We start from the raw sequence: 17,578 nt of genomic DNA, 5'->3' as shown, positions 1-17,578 counted from the left end.
CAGCCAGTAAGGCATTTACCGCTGAGAACGGGTATGATACCCGTTGTATTGACAAGGTCGGGTGCGGTACCCGATCTCGGGAAAGTTGCCTTTGCGCCTTGTAGCTACACCAGTTGCCTGCCAACTGACGGGACTCTCGACGGAGAAGCTCCGCGAGTGGACCAGTCGGCGCGCCCTGGTTTCAGTCGATGTGCGACCCAAGGGCAAAGGATCGCCAGCGAAGTTCAGCTGGCAGACCATTCTCGTGCTTCGCATCGCAGTCATCTTGCGCGACCAGTTCAGCATGGAACTGCAGACCCACAAGACGTCTTTCGCCACCTTGCGCGAGGAGCTGCGAAATCGTTCATTCATCAGTCTGTGGGGGCAAAGGCTGGGATTGGGTTCCGACGGCAGTTGGACGTTTGTGGAAGCGAACGAGAAAATCCTCGGTGGGGAAGTCCTCTTGATGGAACTCGATCGTCACCTAGCCATATTGCGCGACGGTTTCGCTCTGCCGGACTTAAATCACGCCCAGATGGACCTCTTCAACCTTCCGGCAACCCGCGGGACTCAAGAAGGCCGGGCCAACTTCGCGCCTTCGACAAAGCACCACCGGCGGTCGGCATGAGGTATTCCAGCCTTCTTCCGGTCAATGGCTCTTCGCCTCGCTTTCCAAGTGGACATGTTCCTGTTATGTTCTTGTGCTTGATTTGTTCGAGAGGTGCGAGGTGAGTCCGGACGCTTTCGAAAAATGGCTCGACAGACTCGGCTATTCTGCCGAGCCAGCGGTGCTGCACCGGCGGGGCGAAGCTATCCCCGACGCGCATCCCTATGCGCTCGAGATCAAGACATTGCTCAAGCCCGAGGGGGCCATTCGCGCGCGGGCCGTGTTCGAAGTGGAAGGTGTGCCGACCGTCGTCTTCGTCAGCGACGACGACGCACCGTTGTCGAGCGCGGCGCTCGACGAAGCTCGCATGAAAATTTGGAACCAGAACCTAGCCACGATCGTGATTGAAGTCGTGGGCGACAAGGCGCTCGCCCTGCCCGCACGCAAGCTCAAGAAAGCCGGTGAACGCCTCCACCTTGCCGATGCCCGGCCGGACGGCCCGTTTTCCGCGCTCGACGTCGCGACGGCCAATCTGTCGCGGCGCGTTCCGAAATGGTTCGACGTAAAGGCACGTGTCGACCGCAAGCTTCTTCACAACGTCACGAACGCCGTCGCTAAGCTTACTGAAGATGGTCTCGGAGACATTGCGAGCGAGCGGACTCGGCGCCATTTGGCCGAGCTTCTGATGGGGCAGGTGCTCTTCATCTCCTATCTCGAGCATCGTGAGATCGTCGGTGAGACATATCGAAGCCGCCGCGGTGTCGGTCAGCTGCATAAACTTGTTGCCGATGCAGATCGTCCAGGGCTGCGGTCGCTCATCGACAAACTGCGATTGGATTTCAACGGCGACTTCCTCGGGGATGATCGTCACGATCCGTGGTATGCCTTGACCACCAATGGCTTCGCACTGCTCAACCAGTTTCTCCGTCGCACCGACATGCACACGGGCCAGGGAGACTTCTGGAACTATGATTTTAGCTACATTCCAGTCGAGCTTTTGTCCGGGCTTTACGAGAAATTTCTGACCCCGGAAGAACAGGCCAAGGAAGGTGCCTATTACACCCCGCGAAATCTCGCGATGCTGGCGGTCGACCAGGCCTTTCTGGCCTCGCAAGATCCTCTCAACGAGATCATTTTTGATGGGGCTTGCGGATCGGGAATTCTTCTTACCACCGCGTATCGACGTTTGCTGGCGCTTCAGGAGGCGCGCCTGGGCCGACAACTCGGCTTTGCAGAACGGGGCGACCTTCTCAAAGGACGTATCTTCGGCAGCGACATCAATTTTATGGCTTGCCGCGTCACCGCGTTCAGCCTGTATTTGTCGCTGCTCGAAGGGCTCGACCCGGCCGACATCCTCGAAGCTCAGGAACGCGACGGAACCAAGTTGCCGCCGCTCAAGGATAGCAACCTCGCCCACGGAGCTGAGCAGGGCGACTTCTTCCGTGAATCTCACGCGTTCGGCGGAAAGCGCTTTTCGCTGATTATCTCCAACCCTCCTTGGGCTGAGCCGGAGGGTACCAGCCGAACCTCTGCTGACGACTGGGCCGAACAGGCAGGCGTTCCCTTTGTCCGTCGGCAAATTGCCGGTGCTTATGCATTAAGAGCCGCCGATTTCCTCGCCGATAACGGTCGCATTTGTCTTATCCTGCCGATTGGCCAGTTGCTCGGTGCATCCAGCGAGGATTTCGTCAAGACCTTGCTCGATACCTACCGGCCTACCCGACTGATCAATTTCGGCGACCTGCAGGGGTTGCTGTTCCCCACGGCAGAGAACACCTGCCACGTATTTCTTGGGGAAGGCCGATCCGCCGACGCAGGAAACCTTGTGCCGTTCGACGAGACCTTCGAATACCTAGTGCCCAAGGCTGACCTAAGTCTCGCACTCGGCCGTCTCACCATGCAGTCTGCCGATCGGCACAAGCTCCAGACACGATCGGTAGCGGATGACCCGCAATTGCTAGTCACAATGATGTGGGGCGATGCGAGCGATCTGGCGATCTGGACCCGTCTCACCATGCGCGGGACTTTTGCTGACTTTTGGCGAGGGCCGAAGGCCTCACGCCGCTGGGTATATCGCAAAGGCATCCATCTCAACGACAAGAGTCGCGACGCGATGAGCGCTGAACCGCTCAAGCAACGTCGGTTTGTGCCTGTCGCCGCGCTCAGCGCCGGCTCGCCCGTACTTCACAAGGCCCTGCTCACGCGCTGGCCGGCCGAACAAACCACAGTGGTCGGTCTCAACGAGGCCATCATGGCGGTCTTCGATGGACCACGTGTATTGTTCCCCGACGGCTTTTCGCGAGAGGAGCATAACATTCGGGCGGTCTACTATGACCGGCCGGCATCTTTCACCCATAGTGTCGGCGTGATTTCAGGCCCCAAGGCCGATGCGGCGCTGCTCAAGTTCGCCGCAGTCTTTCTGCGGTCATCCCTGGCTCGCTACTTTTTGATGATGCGAGGCTGGAAGATGCTGTGCGAGCGCAACGGCGTCCACCTCGCAGACGTCGAGACCTTCCCATTCTTCGAGCCCTCAATTGCGCCCGATCCTGAGGAGGCGAAGGGGGTGGTCGAACGGGTATCGGCCCATCTCGACGAGATTTCCCGCTTGGACGAACTCGAGCAAGCGCCACGATATACGGCTCTCTACAGCGAGTTGGACGATGCGATTTTTGCCTATTTTGGGCTAAGCCAAGACGAGCGGACACTCGTGCGCGAGACCGTCAATCTCCTGATGCCCTCGATCCGTCCTCGCAGCTTCAAGAGCCTCGACACGCCGGCACAGCATCTCGTGAAGGCGGAGGATTTCGACATCTACGCGAAGGCGCTCGCCCAGTCATTGACTGGCTGGCGTAATCGCATGGGCGGACGTGGCAGTTTCCGGGTAGAAGTTGCGGCCAGTGATCCCTCTCGCGCAGGGCCGTCGGGAATTGTCCGTGTGCTTTTCTCCAACGACGAAGACAGAAGCGCCGAGATCGACACCGAGGTGAGTGACGAACTGGTTTTGGAAACCCTATCTCAGTTGCGCAGCGCGGGTCTCCGTGCGCTGCCATCAGGTGACTTCCTCACGCTCGTACCCGACGCTCTGCTCTGGGTGGATGGGGCGCTTTACTTAGTTCGACCGTTGACGCGGCGCAGTTGGACAGTCCGGCAGGCGATGCGAGATGCTGAGCGGATTGTACGCGATGTTCAGGTCCGTGCAGAGCAAGGTAAGCAGACGGTGAATGCGTGACTGCAACGGATGAATGGCTCACAGCATTTCCGCTTCAGCCCGCTACGGCGGCGGTCGACGCCTTGCTGCAAGGCTGGGCAGACTTGACCGTCCGCGAACTCCCGGACTTCAATCCGAAGACCAAGGAGGACAAGCTAACCAAGAAGCTCAAGGTCTATGTCGAGAACTACGTTGCGCGCGAGCGAGGACTGCTAGGCATGTGGGCAGCCGAGAATGTTATTGGTGAGATCGATCCAGCGACTGGCGATTGGATCGAAGAGCGCCGCACCGATATTGTCTACGGCTGGAACGATGAGACCCGGGAAATCAAGCTTGTGTTCGAGTTCAAACGCCTTGGACGTCAAAAGAAACATCGCGACCACTATCTCCGAAACAGGGGCCTCGGCCGTTTCGTTACTGGAATTTATAGCCGCGACCAGGCAGTCGCGGCAATGGTGGGGGTGCTTCTCGATCCCGAGTCGGAGGTCGTGCCGCCCATCCGGCAAGCGCTTGATGATGCCGGGCTAGCTGCTGACCTGAGACTAAAGCCGACAGCAAGCGGCGGGTCGATCACGCGGCCATCGCAGATTTTTGGCACGGCGGATTTCGACACCGAACATGAGCGGGATCCCGCGCTTGCGCCGAAATATGGTACCATCCGCGTTTCGCACTTCTTTCTGTCATTTGGTTATCCGGTCAGCACATCCAAGCAGAAGAAGGCGAGCTAGGTTCAAGTCAACACCCTCCCATTCCCAGTGGCTTGGCATGGTTGCGACTTCGGCGGCAGAGCTGTCGTTGGTTGAATCCGCCGCAAATTTCCGCTTGCCGCCCTTTAAGTCGAATGCCCGGACAAGCAATGCCTATAGTCGTCAGCGTAGTCGCCTGCACATCAACCTTGGCTTATGCCTTGCGGCCTCCCCTGCTCGGCTTCGCGTGTCGCAGGGGAGAACGGCCCTTCGGTCCGTCGCGCATTCGGCCATGCGGCCTCACCGCGGCGTCGCACCCGGCATCCCGGTTTGCCCGCCTCGCGAGCACGTCCCTCCCCGGCCGCTCCGCCGGATTGCGCTCTGGTCTGTTTTGCGGGGCAAAACGATCCCGCCGCTGCATCCGTCTCCCGCGTCCGGTCGGGCCGTTTGCCTGCTCGGGTCGGGCAAACCTACCGTCTAAACACACACATGAGTGCGGAAGCATATCCTCCGGATGGCCCCCAAATCAGCCCGCGTCAAGGATCGCAAAACTTTTCGGCGAGGGCGGGGCGTGTGGGGCGGGGCGGTCCCGTGCGTGAGCGCGTGCATGTGTCGGGTGCTGCGCGCAGAAAACTTTTGCGCCCGGCAAGCCGGCGGCTGCGCCGTCCCTGACCCAGGCAGATTCGGAAACCAGGCATTCGGCCATGCCCCCACACTCACGTGGTGGCCTTGGAACCGAACACTGGAGACCAGACATGGCTTACGACAATGCGAACACCTACGAGACCATCGAACTTTTCGGGCTGACCGAGAAGGACGCGCAGCTGCCGATCCCGGAAGATCACATCCTGACCGACCACATCATCCGCGAGAGCTTCGAGGCTTTGCTCGGGCAGTTGCGCGGGACCGGGCTTGAAGCGGAAATCGAACCGCTGGCCCATGGGCTCGCCACGATCCTCCAGCGGCGCAAGGTGGCACTTGGCAAGGAGATTGACCGCACCGCCGACAAGATCGGCGCGCTGGCAAAATCCCACGACGGGTCGGAGATCGCCGAGACCGCGATTGAGGAGGCGCAGGCGCGCTTTCTGCAGCTGCGCGAGATCGTCGGCGCAATCGAGGTGATGAGCGAGGCGGCAGCGGAATGCTACGAGATCGAGACCGGTCACGCCTTCATCCCGGCCGCCGGGTCGCGCGCAAGCGTCCGGGCGCAAGAGACCGGGGCGGTCTTCGAGGCACGGCAGCTCCTGGAGCAGCACGACCGCGAAACCGCCGAGAAGTCGAAAGTCGAGGGGGTCCCCCTGATCGTCTCAGGCGCCACCGACTGGACCGATGTCGATGTGATCTTCAACACGCTCGACAAGGTTCGCGAACGGATCAAGCAAAACCGCAACCAGGAGATCTTCCTCTGCCACAAGGGTGGCAAGCACGGCGCGGAGATGATTGCGGCTCGGTGGGCCCGCGCCCGCGGGGTCGCGCAGGCGCGCTTCGATCCGCGCTGGTCCGCACACGGGCGGGCGGCACCGTTCAAGTGCAACGATGAGATGCTGGACGACAAGTTCGCGGCGACGGGGGTTGTACTCTTCGGCGGCAACGGGGTCGCGCTCAACCTAGGGCAGAAGGCGGAAGCGAAAGGCCTGACGGTCATGCGGGTTGCTGACCCGGCGAAGAAGACTGCGCAAGATTGAAGAGAGGGGGTCGCGCTTGGCGCGGCCCTTTCGTCATGTCTCATGGCGCGTGCGATCGGTCACACTTGATCGGCAGCTCACGGCGTCCAGCACCGTCATCCCTCTACCCAGCCCGTCAGAGTTCGGCCCATCCGCATCGGTTCGGGCTGGTGATGGTGCGCCCCGCACGCACATCGTCAGCAGCGCAAAACCGAGGGGTCGAGACGTCGCACATGAGGCTGAAGACCTGCACAACCTTCGGGTGGCGTTTCGGAACACCGCATCCACGCGGGCGGGCTCCGTCAGCTTCCCTTCCCAGGCTTGGCGGGACGCGGACGCGGATGGTGGCGTCGGCGTGATGGCAGGGGTCATACGGATCACTCCTTTTTGCTCATAGATGTGGATCGCACGGGGTCGGCCCAATCGTGCCCTCAGCTCACGCTTCGGCAAGCACAAATACGGCTTCCACGGCGGAGCCGCGGACCCTCCGCATTTGCACTTGCGACCGGGCCTCTTGCCCCCGTGCTGGCAGATCCCCATCGCAACAAGGAGTAACCCAAATGACCAACCACTACGTCGCCACCGTCCCCGTCAAGTTCACCGACACCGATGGCCAGGAGCGCACCCGTTTTCAGCGCGTGGGCGCCATGTTCCGCAACACCCGCAACGGGGACGGTTCGGAGTTCTTCAGCCTCAAGCTCGACTTCCCGGTCGCGGTCTCGGAGCTGGTGATGTTCCCGCCGAGCGCGAAGGATCCCCAGGACTGAATCCTCTCACGAGGATGGGCCGCCCCAGGACGATCTTGGGGCGGCCCGATCCCTGTTCCAGGGATGCCGGGTCCGGCGGTTAGATCGCCCGAGGCGACCTTTTGAGGCTGCCGGGCGCTGCGCGTTCAAGGGACGCACTTCCCCCGGAATGATCAGGCCGCGACAGACCGGCCAGTCAGCCTCAAGGGGGCCATCCGCAAAAACCTATCGGCCAGGGCCTCCCGGTTTTTGCGGCAGAGATTTGGCGGAGCCAAATCTGGCCCTCCTTGACCCTGCCTGTCCGCCCTGTCGGTGGAGTTTGCGCCCGCCCGCGGTTCCGTCCGAACACTTGGCGTTCGGCCAGACCCTCGGGCGGTGTTGGGGAAGGGGACCCATAGGACAGGTGGGTCGCCCGGTGGTGAGGGCGGCAGAGCCGCGTCCCTGCGGGCCGCGGGGAAGCGGACACCAAGGCTGCCTGAGACTGAATGCTACGTAAGTATATAATTGACAGTATGGTATATTATCGTAAGGTGGGGGCAGCCTTGGTGGAAGGTGGCAGGAAATAGGGGGTCTTTCTTCGCATGTCTCGTTCAAAACGGCTCACAGATGCGGACCGCATGGAGATCGTTCGCGAGGCTGCGGAAGGCGTTTCCACTTCAGTGCTGGCGGAACGGTTTGGCGTGTCGGTGCGGGCGATCCAGTACACGCTCAAAGCCGATGCGGAGCGCCAGACGGATGCCGCGATCCCGGTCTCAGCGGTCAGTGTGAAGGTCACCGCTGCGGAGCTTGAGGCGCTCGACGCGGTGTTGGCGAAGGCCGGGATCGAGAGCCGGGCCGAGGGTCTGCGGCGGCTCATCCAGGCGGCGGGTGGGGTGTTCGTCCCGGACGCGCAAATGGCGGTCGAGATGGCGCGATACAGGTCCTCTTTGCATGAGGTTGGCAATGGGGTCGCGCAGATCGCCAAGCAGATGACGAAGGCCAACCGGCAGGGGCAGGGGGCTGATGGTGGCACGCGTGCCGAGTTCTCCGAATTGCGCCTCGCGCAGATGCGCGGGCTGGCGCGGTTCATCCTCGATTCCGCCGACGAGATCGACCTGCTCCTGCGGCGCCGTCGCGATGCGATACAGCTCAAGGCCACGGCCGCGTTAAGGGAGTTTGCTCATGCGGCTGAATGATGCGGTTGACGCTGTCACAGGCGAGGTCTTCCGGGACGGCTGGAGCCGGATCCGGGGCTCGATGCAGGGGCTGCATGTCGCCAAGCAGAGCCAGCTTGCGCGCGCGGCGGCGGGGCACCGGCCAGCGGTCTTCAAGGCGATCCGGGGCGGGGGCACGCATACAAAGTCGCAGCTCACAAACCAGCTCGAGTACCTCACCACCAAGTCCACCCATATCGTGGACAGTAGCGGGTTCCTCGATGGAAAAGCGAAGCTCGAGGCGCGTGACATCAAGGATCTGACCGAGCGCTTTGCCAAGCGGTGGGATGCAGGCTTCAAACCCAAGCTGGGCCAGACCACCCACATGCTCATGTCCTTCCCCATCGGCACGCGGGGAGAGGATGTGCGCGACATCGCGACGGATGTGGCCGAGCGGTTCTTCCAGAGTGACGCGGGGCATTTCGACTACATCATCGCGGTGCATGAAGACCGCGATCACCCGCATGCGCATCTGGTGCTGAACCGCCGCTCGCAAGAAGGCGAGTTCTTTTTCCTCGGGCGCAACCATCGCTTCAACTATGAAGATTTCCGCCTCGCCATGGTCGAGGAGGCGGAGAAGTACGGCGTGCGGCTGGAAGCGACGCGCCGGGTGGATCGCGGGGTTGTGCATTACCCGGCCCCCACCCGCGAAGTTTATGCCGCAAAGGAAGAGGGTCGCGCACCCCGCGAGCGCGAACGTGTGGGGCAGGACCTGGCGCGGACGCTGGCGGAGATCGCCAATACCAGAACCGTCTACCATTCGCTTGCCGCGGAAGCCTCCCGGGAGGCCCGCGAGGATATTGCCGCGGCCCTCTTCCGCGCCGGCGAGGTGCTGGCGCGGGGCGGGCAGGTGGATCGAACAGGAGATGTGTATATGGCCGAGGATCAAAGTTTCGAGGATCTGAGAAGCCTCTATGCGGAGAAGCTCGCACGGGTGCAGGGCATGATCGCCGAGAAGCCCGATGCGGAACGTCCCGTGCTGGAAAAGCGCCTCATCGAGATCCAGGCGCAGATCCAGCACATGCAGCCTCTCGGTTTGCGATCATCCACGCTCTCCGAGGCTCCTTCGGAAGGCGGGGTCTATTCTGAGGCCAATATCGACGCCAGCCGGCTGGACCGTCTGGCCGGGCCGGACTTGCGGTCGCGCATAGACACCGCGCTGCGCGGAACCGGGATCAGCACATCTGAAGTGGTAGCCCGGATCGAGACCGGCGCCGCGAGTGCCGCGCTGGAACATCAATGGATCGCCGATGATCTCTCAAAGGTCGCCGAGGCTCGCGATCTGAACCTCGAACGCCGCGCCGATCTGGAGCAGGCGCGTGACATCCTAAATGACGTGCATGTCGAACTTGGCACGCTGTTGAAACGGGAAAACGTGCTGCGTCGGGATGGCGTTGTGGAAACGGAAGCGGTCAGCGAGCGGTTCCATTATCACGAGGGCGCGGTCCGGGCGATGGAAGGGACAATCCGTCAGGAGATGCGCGCTGACGGCCTGACAGCGCAGCAGATCGAGGACCGGGACTGGGAGGTTGTCTCAAGGGCGGAGCGCCGGATCGAGACCGAGCAGCGCGCGTATCTCGAGGCACATCCGGACCTACTGACACGGCCGGGCGATGTGATCGACCGGTCCGAGCCCTACAGGGAGGCCATCACCGATGCTTCCCGCGCCAGCGAGATCGCCCGCGATGTCGACCGGATCATGGAGGCACGCGACCTCCGCACGCCCATTGCGGATGCTGTCACGGATGACTTACGAGCGCGCTATCCGGACATGCCCTCCCACCTCGCCCGTGGGCTCGGCGCGACCTATGCCGCCGTTGTGGAGATCCGGGACACGGAGGCCATCAATCAGGTTCGCCGCGACAACGAGTTGCGCGAGGGGCTTGGGGTTGGCACGCGTGACGAACGTCTAGCCACCCGCGATGAAACGGCGCCGCAGACTGACCGTACCGACCTTCTCGCAGACGAAATCGCGCGTGTCCTGGACCATGAGCGGGCGGGGGAGTTGTCCGCGCCCTTCGAGACCGAGGCGGAGCGGGACGCTTTCCGAACCGAGATCGCGCGGGTGCTGGATGACCGTCAATTGGGCCGGCTCACATCCGGGGATGCCGATGCGCTGGACAAGGTTCTCGAGGACCGCCTCGACCGGCTCTATGTCGCCAAGGTCTACCTGCAATCCGATGCAGCGACGGCCAATACGGAGGCCTTGCGCCAGGTGGTCGATGAACTCGCCGACGCGGAATACGAAAAACACCGCGCGACAGACGTGGATGGCGAGACCGAGCGGGGACAAATCCATTGAGCGCCGCCATGGGAAAGGCGCGGATCGCGACCGGCGTTTTGCTGGTAACGCTGGTGACCGCCGCCATAGGCTACACCATCGCCTCGGCGGTGCTGAGCTACCAGGACCTCGGCTTCGGGGCCGAGATCGATTTCGCCTATATCGCGCAGAACTATCTCGCGATACTCGATCGCCGCCCCGAGGATGCCCAGCTCATCCATCTGATCATCGGCAGCTTTGCCGCCGCCGGCATGATGCTGAGCCTCGCTCTCTCGGGATCGGCCCTGACACGGTTTGGCCAGACCCATTGGCAGAGCGCGCGCGAGATGAAGGCCAATGGCTTCTTCGGGGCGCCCGGCACGGGATTTATCCTCGGCAAACTCGGCCCCCCAAAATCCCGCGCAAAATACATCTGCTCGAAGGTCTTCCCACACGCGCTGATCGTGGCGCCCACGGGTCGCGGCAAGACCACGGGCTTCGTCATTCCGAACCTGCTGACCTGGCAGGGCTCCGCAGTCACCCTCGATGTGAAGGGCGAGTGTTTCGAGGCCACGGCGCGCCACCGCGCCGCCCAGGGCGACAAGGTCTATCGCTTTGCCCCCACCGATTGGGAGGGCAAGCGCACGCATCGCTACAACCCGCTCCTGCGTATCTTTGAGCTGAAAGATCCCGCGCGCCAGCAGATGGAACTGCAGCTTCTGGCGACGCTCTTCCTGCAGAGCGACAATGACCGGGTGCAGGGCCTCCTCAAGGGCGGGATCGATCTCTTTGTGGCAGCAGGCTTGCTGGCCTTCCAGCGCAAGCGTCCCACCTTGGGCGAAATCTACCGCATCGCCGCCTCGGGCGGGAACAAGCAGAAGGAGTATTTTGCGCGGGGTCACGAGGTCGACAACCGGGCGGCCAAGCTGATCTTCACGCGGTTGGCCTCGACCAACAACGACACGCTGACCTCCTACGTTTCGCTCCTGATGACCTCGGGGCTCGATCAATGGCAGAACCCGGCGATTGATGAGGCGACGGCGGTGTCGGACTTTGATTTCCGGACGATCCGCAAGAAGCCCTTTTCGGTCTATCTGGTGGTCCAGCCTCTCATGGTGAAGCCGCTCGCGCCGCTGATCCGGCTGTTCTTCTCCGATCTCCTCTCGGCCATGCAGGAAAAGGATCCCGGGCCGGATGAGCCTTGGCCGGTGATGATCATGCTCGATGAGTTCAACCGCCTGGGCAAGATGCCCATCGTGGTCGAGAGCATCGAGACCTTGCGGACCTACCGCGGTCATCTGGCCGTGGTCACCCAGACAATCCCCGCCCTCGATGAAATCTATGGTGAGAACACGCGCCGCGCGCTGCAGGGGAACGCGGGTGTAAAGCTCTACCTGACGCCTTCGGATGAGAAAACCGTCGAAGAGTTGAGCAAGGCGGTCGGCAAGACCACGAAAACCGTGGTCACGCGCTCCCAGTCCATCGGCAAGAACCCCTTTGAAGGGCGCAGCCAATCCACACGGACCGAAGAGAGCTCCTTGCTCCCCGAAGATGAGGCCCGCCGCCTGCCGCTCGACGAGATCGTCATGGTGATCGATGCGCAAATGCCGGTCCGTGCAAAGCGGATCCAATATTTTGACGACCGGCTGTTCAAGGCGATCCACGCGGCGCAGACGGGTGAGTTGCCGTTTCCGGATCAGGGGGGAGGGGGGCCGCAGGGGAACCTGCCGCTGAGTATGCGCGCCATGCCGATGACACCGCCGTCGAGCGGGCCCCGTGGTTCTGAAGCTGATGTGGAGCGGACACGCGAGGCTGCTGGTGGCCAATCTTCAGGGCAAACCGATGTCGCCACAAAGAAGACCGCGCCCGTCGTTCAAGCCGTTATCGCCGAGGAACAACGACAGATGGAAATGGATTTGGGGGGCCAGGTTGCGGATGCCGAGACAGTGGGCGTGGATGATGAGGCGCAGATGCGCTCTGCCGTTGATGGCTTGGACGATATGGAAGCGATGCTGCGAGAGGACGGCGGTGAAAAGCTGTTTACCCGATAGGGTGGCTAGGATCGTATTTCGATCGAGCGGGCGGGAAGAGGTCTTTCGCTGCACAAGTCTTAAGTGTCTGCTTTGATGGTCGAAATAGGAGTTCATGGTCGCCAAGTCCAAGAGGATCGGTAGATTGTTCGCCCATTCCAGTCCGCGCTGGTCCACATGTTGCGCCTCGGGTTTCCGCCGAATTTCGATTTTTCGTTCAATTTCTTGTAGACGGCTGGAGTCAACCGCGTTGCGAAATCGCTCGAAAGAGAGTTCATTCGTGCAGCATTGTTGGCGGCGCTTCCGACCCATACGAGGTCATTATTGTTGCGAATACCACTCCTCACAACGAGCATCTCTGACGTATCGATTCCAACGGTATGGCGAAGAGAAAATTTGGTCGATGTGTATTGGTCTTTCAGTGCTGGATTGATAGCCTTCTTAACCAAATAGTTGATCTGAAGACCTGTTTTGGCAGCGTCAGAGTTCTTGCTGTCTCCGATAAATACGCCCATCACTCGGTCACCATCGAAGGATCTAACATCTCCCCCGTTTAGCCGGATCACCCTTGTGGCGCAGAGCAAAAACGCTTTGTAAACCTCGGCCGCGAACTTGGCGTCGTATCGATCTACAATCTGCGTTGACCCATCAATGTCTGCGTAGAGTATCGTCGCGGATATTGAACGCCCAACATTTGACAGGCCCAGGTCTTCTGACTTTGGAACAACTTGTCCTTTGGTCTCAGTCCAGGCTGATTTGAAGATGCCCCGAACGTCATCGTGTATCTTGTTCTCGAATTCACTCACTTTTGCTGGAGTTCCTTCGAAGATCTCGATCTGCCAGCCAAGACATGAACGCCAACGCGGCAAGGGAGAGATAGATTATTAAGACAACCCACCACTTCTGCTCGGGGTTCGAGTTGAAATTCCAAAGAAGCGGCAGTTGGTTCTGTGTCCCATCGACTGAAAATGAAAGGCTAAAGACGGTTTGGACTGTTTGAGCAATCATAGCTGCGCCCGAAAGCCAAAACATGTTGCGATAAATCAGGTCTGGATTCATCCGGATAGCAACGAGGGTGCTCAAGGCACCGGCACCGAGGGCCGACAAAATCGCAAACCAAAGTGGAGAGCCCCCAAGCCCAAGCCAAATGCCACAAAGGAGTCCAACTACTGCGCCGAACACTATCGAAGTCCATGTCCAGGCGTTTCCCGGCGATCTACTACTGGTGCCAAGTAATCTTATGTTTTTTCGATTCATGGAATCTACCATGCTCGACAGTCGCGTAGAAAACTCGGTGTGCGTGGACATTAGAGTTCTAAAGTCGTGTGCCGAGATAACCCGTGCTTCCAATTTCTCGGACTCGACACAGACATCTGCGGAGCGAGCAGCACCTGGTTTCATTGCCGCCATTTCGCCAATGGTCTGAGGTGCCTCTCTGGTATCAATGAAGGTTGAGTTGATGGATACTCTGACGGATCCGAACAAAATGAAGTAAACATCATCAGCATCCTCGCCGTGGGTCATTAAAACCTGACCCTTGTCGAACTTAACCAGCCTCGACATGCCAATAATTTTAGCCGCGAGGTCGTCTTCATTGGCAACGAGTTCGCTTCGACAAATGATCTGTCGGTGCTTGTCTAACACTTCTGTCGACAATTGATCATTTTCCACCGGTGGCGGTGGATCGCTTATTTTCTTCTTTCCAAACAAGTCTCTATTTCTTCCAAGTTAAGTATTTTGAGACGGTAGCTGCTCTTATTTCGCATGGCCTTCCCATCCATTTCGAGAGGATCAAAGCCGTAGAATCTAAGGTAATAGAACAGCATTGCCTTGCGCACTGGGAGCTCGAGAACGCCGTCAACCATGCCGTACTCGATCTCAATCTGTTCTCTTTGCCTTGCGGTAAGGGTTGGATCTGCCTGAAGTTTTAGCGCTGCTATTTGTTGCCAAAGTGCGTCTGGGCGCGGATCCGGGCATTCCTCTTGCAATACGCTTGCGGCTTCAATTCTTGAAAGCACAAAGTCTGAGAACCGGCCCTTCTCCACATCATAGGCACGCATGTGCCATCGGTGTCCGTCGCTAGCAATGGCATGAGGGCAAAGCGTTCGTATGGTTTCTGAGTCTGAGCTGAGCGAAACATATCGAACCTCCAAACATGCTTCTGCATCAATTGCATCGAGTACTGATCGAAGAATTTTCGGATCAACCTTGCGAGACGCGATGGCAACAGCGTCAAACTCCGGCAAGTGAGTTGGCCAAATTTCCTCTTTAGTGCGATAGCCTTGATGAAACATCTCCAGATGAAGAAAGAAACCGGAAGACTCCCCGCTGGAGAACTTTGGCTTGAACTTTGAACCCACGACGTAAGATCGGCGTCGCGGGTCGTAGCTCATGTTGCGGGGTGCGATATCAAGATATGTGGTTAGGTCGTTTGTCGCTTGTTGAGGCGATATCTCGAACTGATTTTGCAAGGCCTTGCGACCGATCGAACCTGTCCATTGCAACTGAAAATCGATAAACTCAAAACGTCGCCGTACACTTGGTTTGATGTCCATAGCTTGTCCCCCCCCCCTGATGTCTCCCAATTTCTACCATATTGACATTTTCTTGGAAACTCCTATTTTGTATGACCACAGAAAAAACTTTGCGACTCGCTGCCATGCTGAGCCGCTATGTTAGGAGATGAAGATCATGCCTTGGAAGCACTCGGTCGCACGTGATCGTATTCAGAAGCTCTTGGATGAAGTGCCCGAAGTGGATGTCCAGCGCTTCGACCAATATTGGTCGCGATATCAAATCGATAAGGCGCTGCAGACAGCGATGAAGCAGCCCACTACGCCACCGCTTTTCAGCCTACCAAGGGACAAGGCAGTCGTAGTCGATACTGTTCAGATCTATATCTCGATCGTAGGGTACCATGAGATGCGTTTGGACGATGGTCGTGAAACCGAGGGATCTCACGCGCGGGCGCTTAAGGGGCTGCATCTATACTACGGCGCGGCGGATCGCGTGATCGAAGAAACCAGTGCACAAAGGGTCGACTTTCACAGCGGGCGGATGCATGCAGTTTTTCTTGAGACCGGGGGCGGCGGAGTATCGCGAGAAACTATAGGTCAAGCCCTTGCCTTTGTTGAAGATTTCAAGCGCGTAGTCCAATTGGCCAATGATCGGTTGGCCAATGGGGAGTTTGGAACTGAGTTCCGGATCGGTGTTGATGTTGGGACATGCGTTGCGATCAACAACGGGACCGGGTCTGAACAAGAACCGATGTTTCTCGGTTCAGCGGCCAACCATGCAGCAAAGCTTGCAGAAGGTGATACGGCCGGTGTGTACGTTTCAGACCGAGTTAGAGCCGTGCTTGGATATCAAGAAGTTGGCGTGCTCGAAGAGTTTTTGGGGCTGAACGCAAGCCAAATCAGCACGAATTCAGCCTACACTTCTGACGATGGCAGCTTGATGTTTGGCGTAATGAACAGGCAAGCCTTTTCGGAACGAGTTGTAGACACTTGGTCGGGCGATGTTCGAAAGGGGATTGTGGACGACTTAACTTCCTCCGATTTTAGGTTTTCCTTCAAGCAGCCTCCTTTGAGCGAGATTGACTACTCGCAACTCTATCCGAGCAAATCAATCCGGATGCCTCTGGTCTCATTGTTCGCCGACATATCGGGCTACACCAATTTCATCGACGAGGCGGTGTCCGAAGGAAACATTCAGGATGCCGTGCGCGCGCTCTTTGTCATACGCCAAGAGTTTCAAAACGTGGCAGAAGCCGACTTTGGCGGTCGCAAAGTTCGGTTCATCGGTGACAGTATCCATGCTTTGGTTGCAGAAGGCAGCGGCACATCAACTGACGAAGCTAAGAGTGTCGCCACAGCCACACAGTGCGCAGCGGGATTTCATGCTTCCTTCGACCTTTGCAAATCGATGCTTGAGGAGATCGAAAGCCTAGAGCTTGCCGTAGGTCTAGAGCTCGGCCCGACTCCGATTTCGAGGATTGGTATTCGAGGCGAACGATCCGTACGAGTGGCGTCATCAAAGGCCACATCTACGTCGGAGAAAATGCAGCGAGAGTGCAACGAGGGCGGTGTAAAGATCGGACCAGACGCACTTCGTGTTGCTCCCAAGGGCCTTATTGATGTCCTCAGTGATCAGGGGTACGCGAGAGAAGTCGACTACGACGATGTCTCAGCTAGCATTCTTGCGACGCCGACTGAATTGGCTCAACCGTTGTACGCTCGAGCCCACGTCCCCTCGGAACCAAGCCAACCGCGCGCGCATCTCGCAAAGAAATGAACTCTCTTAGGCTACTGCTGAAACACACCCCTTTATGGGTCAGAGTAGAAACAGATAGACCAGCAACGGCGCAGGTAACTTGCGAACCCCAAAAGGCGAGCGGATCGATCGCGGGACACTACCTTCTGAAGCTCGCTCTATTGCACGGAGGAGGCGTTAGCGTGGCGGAGGACGTAGCGGCCAATCATTTCCCCGCTTCCTGTCCTGAGAGACACATCAATCCCGATGCCACCTTTTGTATCTCCTATGGATCAACTGAACCGCTAATCGAAGCGCATGCGGCGATAGCCTGGTGGGAATACCTACGCATGTTCCTCCTTCATCAGGAGTATGCGCGGAAGTATGGAGTGTGGCCTCTTGAAGGAGGTCTTTCTCACGGGGACGCGGCGCGGATTCAGGAAAAAATGGAAGAGCTGGCTGCTCCATTGGGTTGGAAAGAAGAGATCCTAGTCGGCATGTTCCGCGGGAAGGGCTGGTTGGCCAACTCCTTACCCAAGGCATCTCACCGCTTGGATCGATTGCTCAATTCTAGAACTCCTTGCCCGAGGGGTTGCACGCGTCAGGCCGACAGCAATCGTTCGATTGTTTGCCGTCCAGTAGACACCGACCGAGAGATGACAGGTGGGAAACCGATCCTAAGGGCAGAGTGTCCAAACAGATCTGCACTAGAGCGCATTGCTTTACTGGAGCACAGGCGTCGCAAGGCGCAGCACGACTTTATCCAGGATATTTGTAAGGATGCGCCCAAGTGTTGTGGGACGATGAAATACTGCCCTCTGGCCAAATCGAGTTCGTGACCGGTACCCGTCATCGCCGCCCCAACCTAGCCAACCGGGCCAGTTGCGCCAGCATTCGAGACCCGGCCCCCGATGATCCTGTGCCGCTTGCTTGCCCCGTCTGTCCCATGCCTTG

At 59.1% G+C, this 17,578-nt stretch carries 13 protein-coding genes; 10 read left to right on the top strand and 3 right to left on the bottom strand.

Annotated elements, in window-relative coordinates; translation table 11 throughout:
* The first annotated feature begins 283 nt into the window (after positions 1-283).
* The 8 genes from RBB31_RS16530 to RBB31_RS16495 all read left to right on the top strand — a co-directional run bounded on the left by RBB31_RS16530 (position 284) and on the right by RBB31_RS16495 (position 12,394).
* Positions 284-607, top strand: a complete 324-nt coding sequence (locus RBB31_RS16530) for a hypothetical protein (protein WP_306130380.1) — start codon at positions 284-286, stop codon at positions 605-607.
* Positions 608-707: 100 nt separating this feature from the next.
* On the top strand, positions 708-3,815 hold the full coding sequence (locus tag RBB31_RS16525) for an N-6 DNA methylase (RefSeq protein ID WP_274594651.1): 3,108 nt from the start codon (positions 708-710) through the stop codon (positions 3,813-3,815).
* Positions 3,812-4,522 (top strand): Fis family transcriptional regulator, encoded by a 711-nt coding sequence (locus tag RBB31_RS16520; protein ID WP_274594650.1) that lies wholly within the window; start codon positions 3,812-3,814, stop codon positions 4,520-4,522. The genes RBB31_RS16525 and RBB31_RS16520 overlap by 4 nt, the downstream gene beginning before the upstream one ends.
* Positions 4,523-5,235: 713 nt before the next feature.
* Positions 5,236-6,165, top strand: a complete 930-nt coding sequence (locus RBB31_RS16515; protein WP_274594649.1) for a DUF2493 domain-containing protein — start codon at positions 5,236-5,238, stop codon at positions 6,163-6,165.
* A 539-nt stretch (positions 6,166-6,704) separates the two neighbouring features.
* On the top strand, positions 6,705-6,911 hold the full coding sequence (locus RBB31_RS16510; protein ID WP_007120662.1) for a hypothetical protein: 207 nt from the start codon (positions 6,705-6,707) through the stop codon (positions 6,909-6,911).
* 560 nt (positions 6,912-7,471) lie between these two features.
* Positions 7,472-8,065, top strand: coding sequence for a helix-turn-helix domain-containing protein (locus RBB31_RS16505; protein ID WP_338020440.1), 594 nt, complete (start codon positions 7,472-7,474; stop codon positions 8,063-8,065).
* Positions 8,052-10,385, top strand: a complete 2,334-nt coding sequence (locus RBB31_RS16500; RefSeq protein ID WP_274594647.1) for a relaxase/mobilization nuclease domain-containing protein — start codon at positions 8,052-8,054, stop codon at positions 10,383-10,385. Before RBB31_RS16505 ends, RBB31_RS16500 begins: the two co-directional genes overlap by 14 nt.
* An 8-nt stretch (positions 10,386-10,393) precedes the next feature.
* Positions 10,394-12,394: a type IV secretory system conjugative DNA transfer family protein gene (locus RBB31_RS16495; protein WP_274594646.1), complete on the top strand. Its 2,001-nt coding sequence runs from the start codon at positions 10,394-10,396 to the stop codon at positions 12,392-12,394.
* Positions 12,395-12,486: 92 nt separating this feature from the next.
* On the opposite strand, the gene RBB31_RS16490 is transcribed toward RBB31_RS16495, so the two are convergent.
* Genes RBB31_RS16490 through RBB31_RS16480 form a run of 3 tightly spaced genes read right to left on the bottom strand, consistent with a single transcriptional unit; the run spans position 12,487 to position 14,928 of the window.
* On the bottom strand, positions 12,487-13,179 hold the full coding sequence (locus RBB31_RS16490; RefSeq protein ID WP_254704042.1) for an adenylate/guanylate cyclase domain-containing protein: 693 nt from the start codon (positions 13,177-13,179) through the stop codon (positions 12,487-12,489).
* On the bottom strand, positions 13,172-14,083 hold the full coding sequence (locus RBB31_RS16485) for a cyclic nucleotide-binding domain-containing protein (RefSeq protein ID WP_152477282.1): 912 nt from the start codon (positions 14,081-14,083) through the stop codon (positions 13,172-13,174). Before RBB31_RS16485 ends, RBB31_RS16490 begins: the two co-directional genes overlap by 8 nt.
* On the bottom strand, positions 14,062-14,928 hold the full coding sequence (locus RBB31_RS16480; protein WP_274594645.1) for a WYL domain-containing protein: 867 nt from the start codon (positions 14,926-14,928) through the stop codon (positions 14,062-14,064). The genes RBB31_RS16485 and RBB31_RS16480 overlap by 22 nt, the downstream gene beginning before the upstream one ends.
* Before the next feature lie 136 nt (positions 14,929-15,064).
* Here RBB31_RS16480 and RBB31_RS16475 point away from each other — a divergent pair, with 136 nt between their 5' ends.
* Both RBB31_RS16475 and RBB31_RS20610 read left to right on the top strand, forming a co-directional pair.
* Positions 15,065-16,666 carry an adenylate/guanylate cyclase domain-containing protein gene (locus RBB31_RS16475; RefSeq protein WP_274594644.1) on the top strand — a complete coding sequence of 534 codons (1,602 nt, stop codon included), beginning with the start codon at positions 15,065-15,067 and terminating at the stop codon, positions 16,664-16,666.
* Positions 16,663-17,463: an E2 domain-containing protein gene (locus tag RBB31_RS20610; RefSeq protein ID WP_368373169.1), complete on the top strand. Its 801-nt coding sequence runs from the start codon at positions 16,663-16,665 to the stop codon at positions 17,461-17,463. The genes RBB31_RS16475 and RBB31_RS20610 overlap by 4 nt, the downstream gene beginning before the upstream one ends.
* Positions 17,464-17,578 lie beyond the last annotated feature (115 nt).

Origin of the sequence: Roseovarius sp. MMSF_3350, assembly GCF_030733425.1 — a bacterium.
In the GTDB taxonomy this organism is placed as follows: Bacteria; Pseudomonadota; Alphaproteobacteria; order Rhodobacterales; family Rhodobacteraceae; genus Roseovarius.
This window is presented reverse-complemented; position numbering and strand designations above follow the sequence as displayed.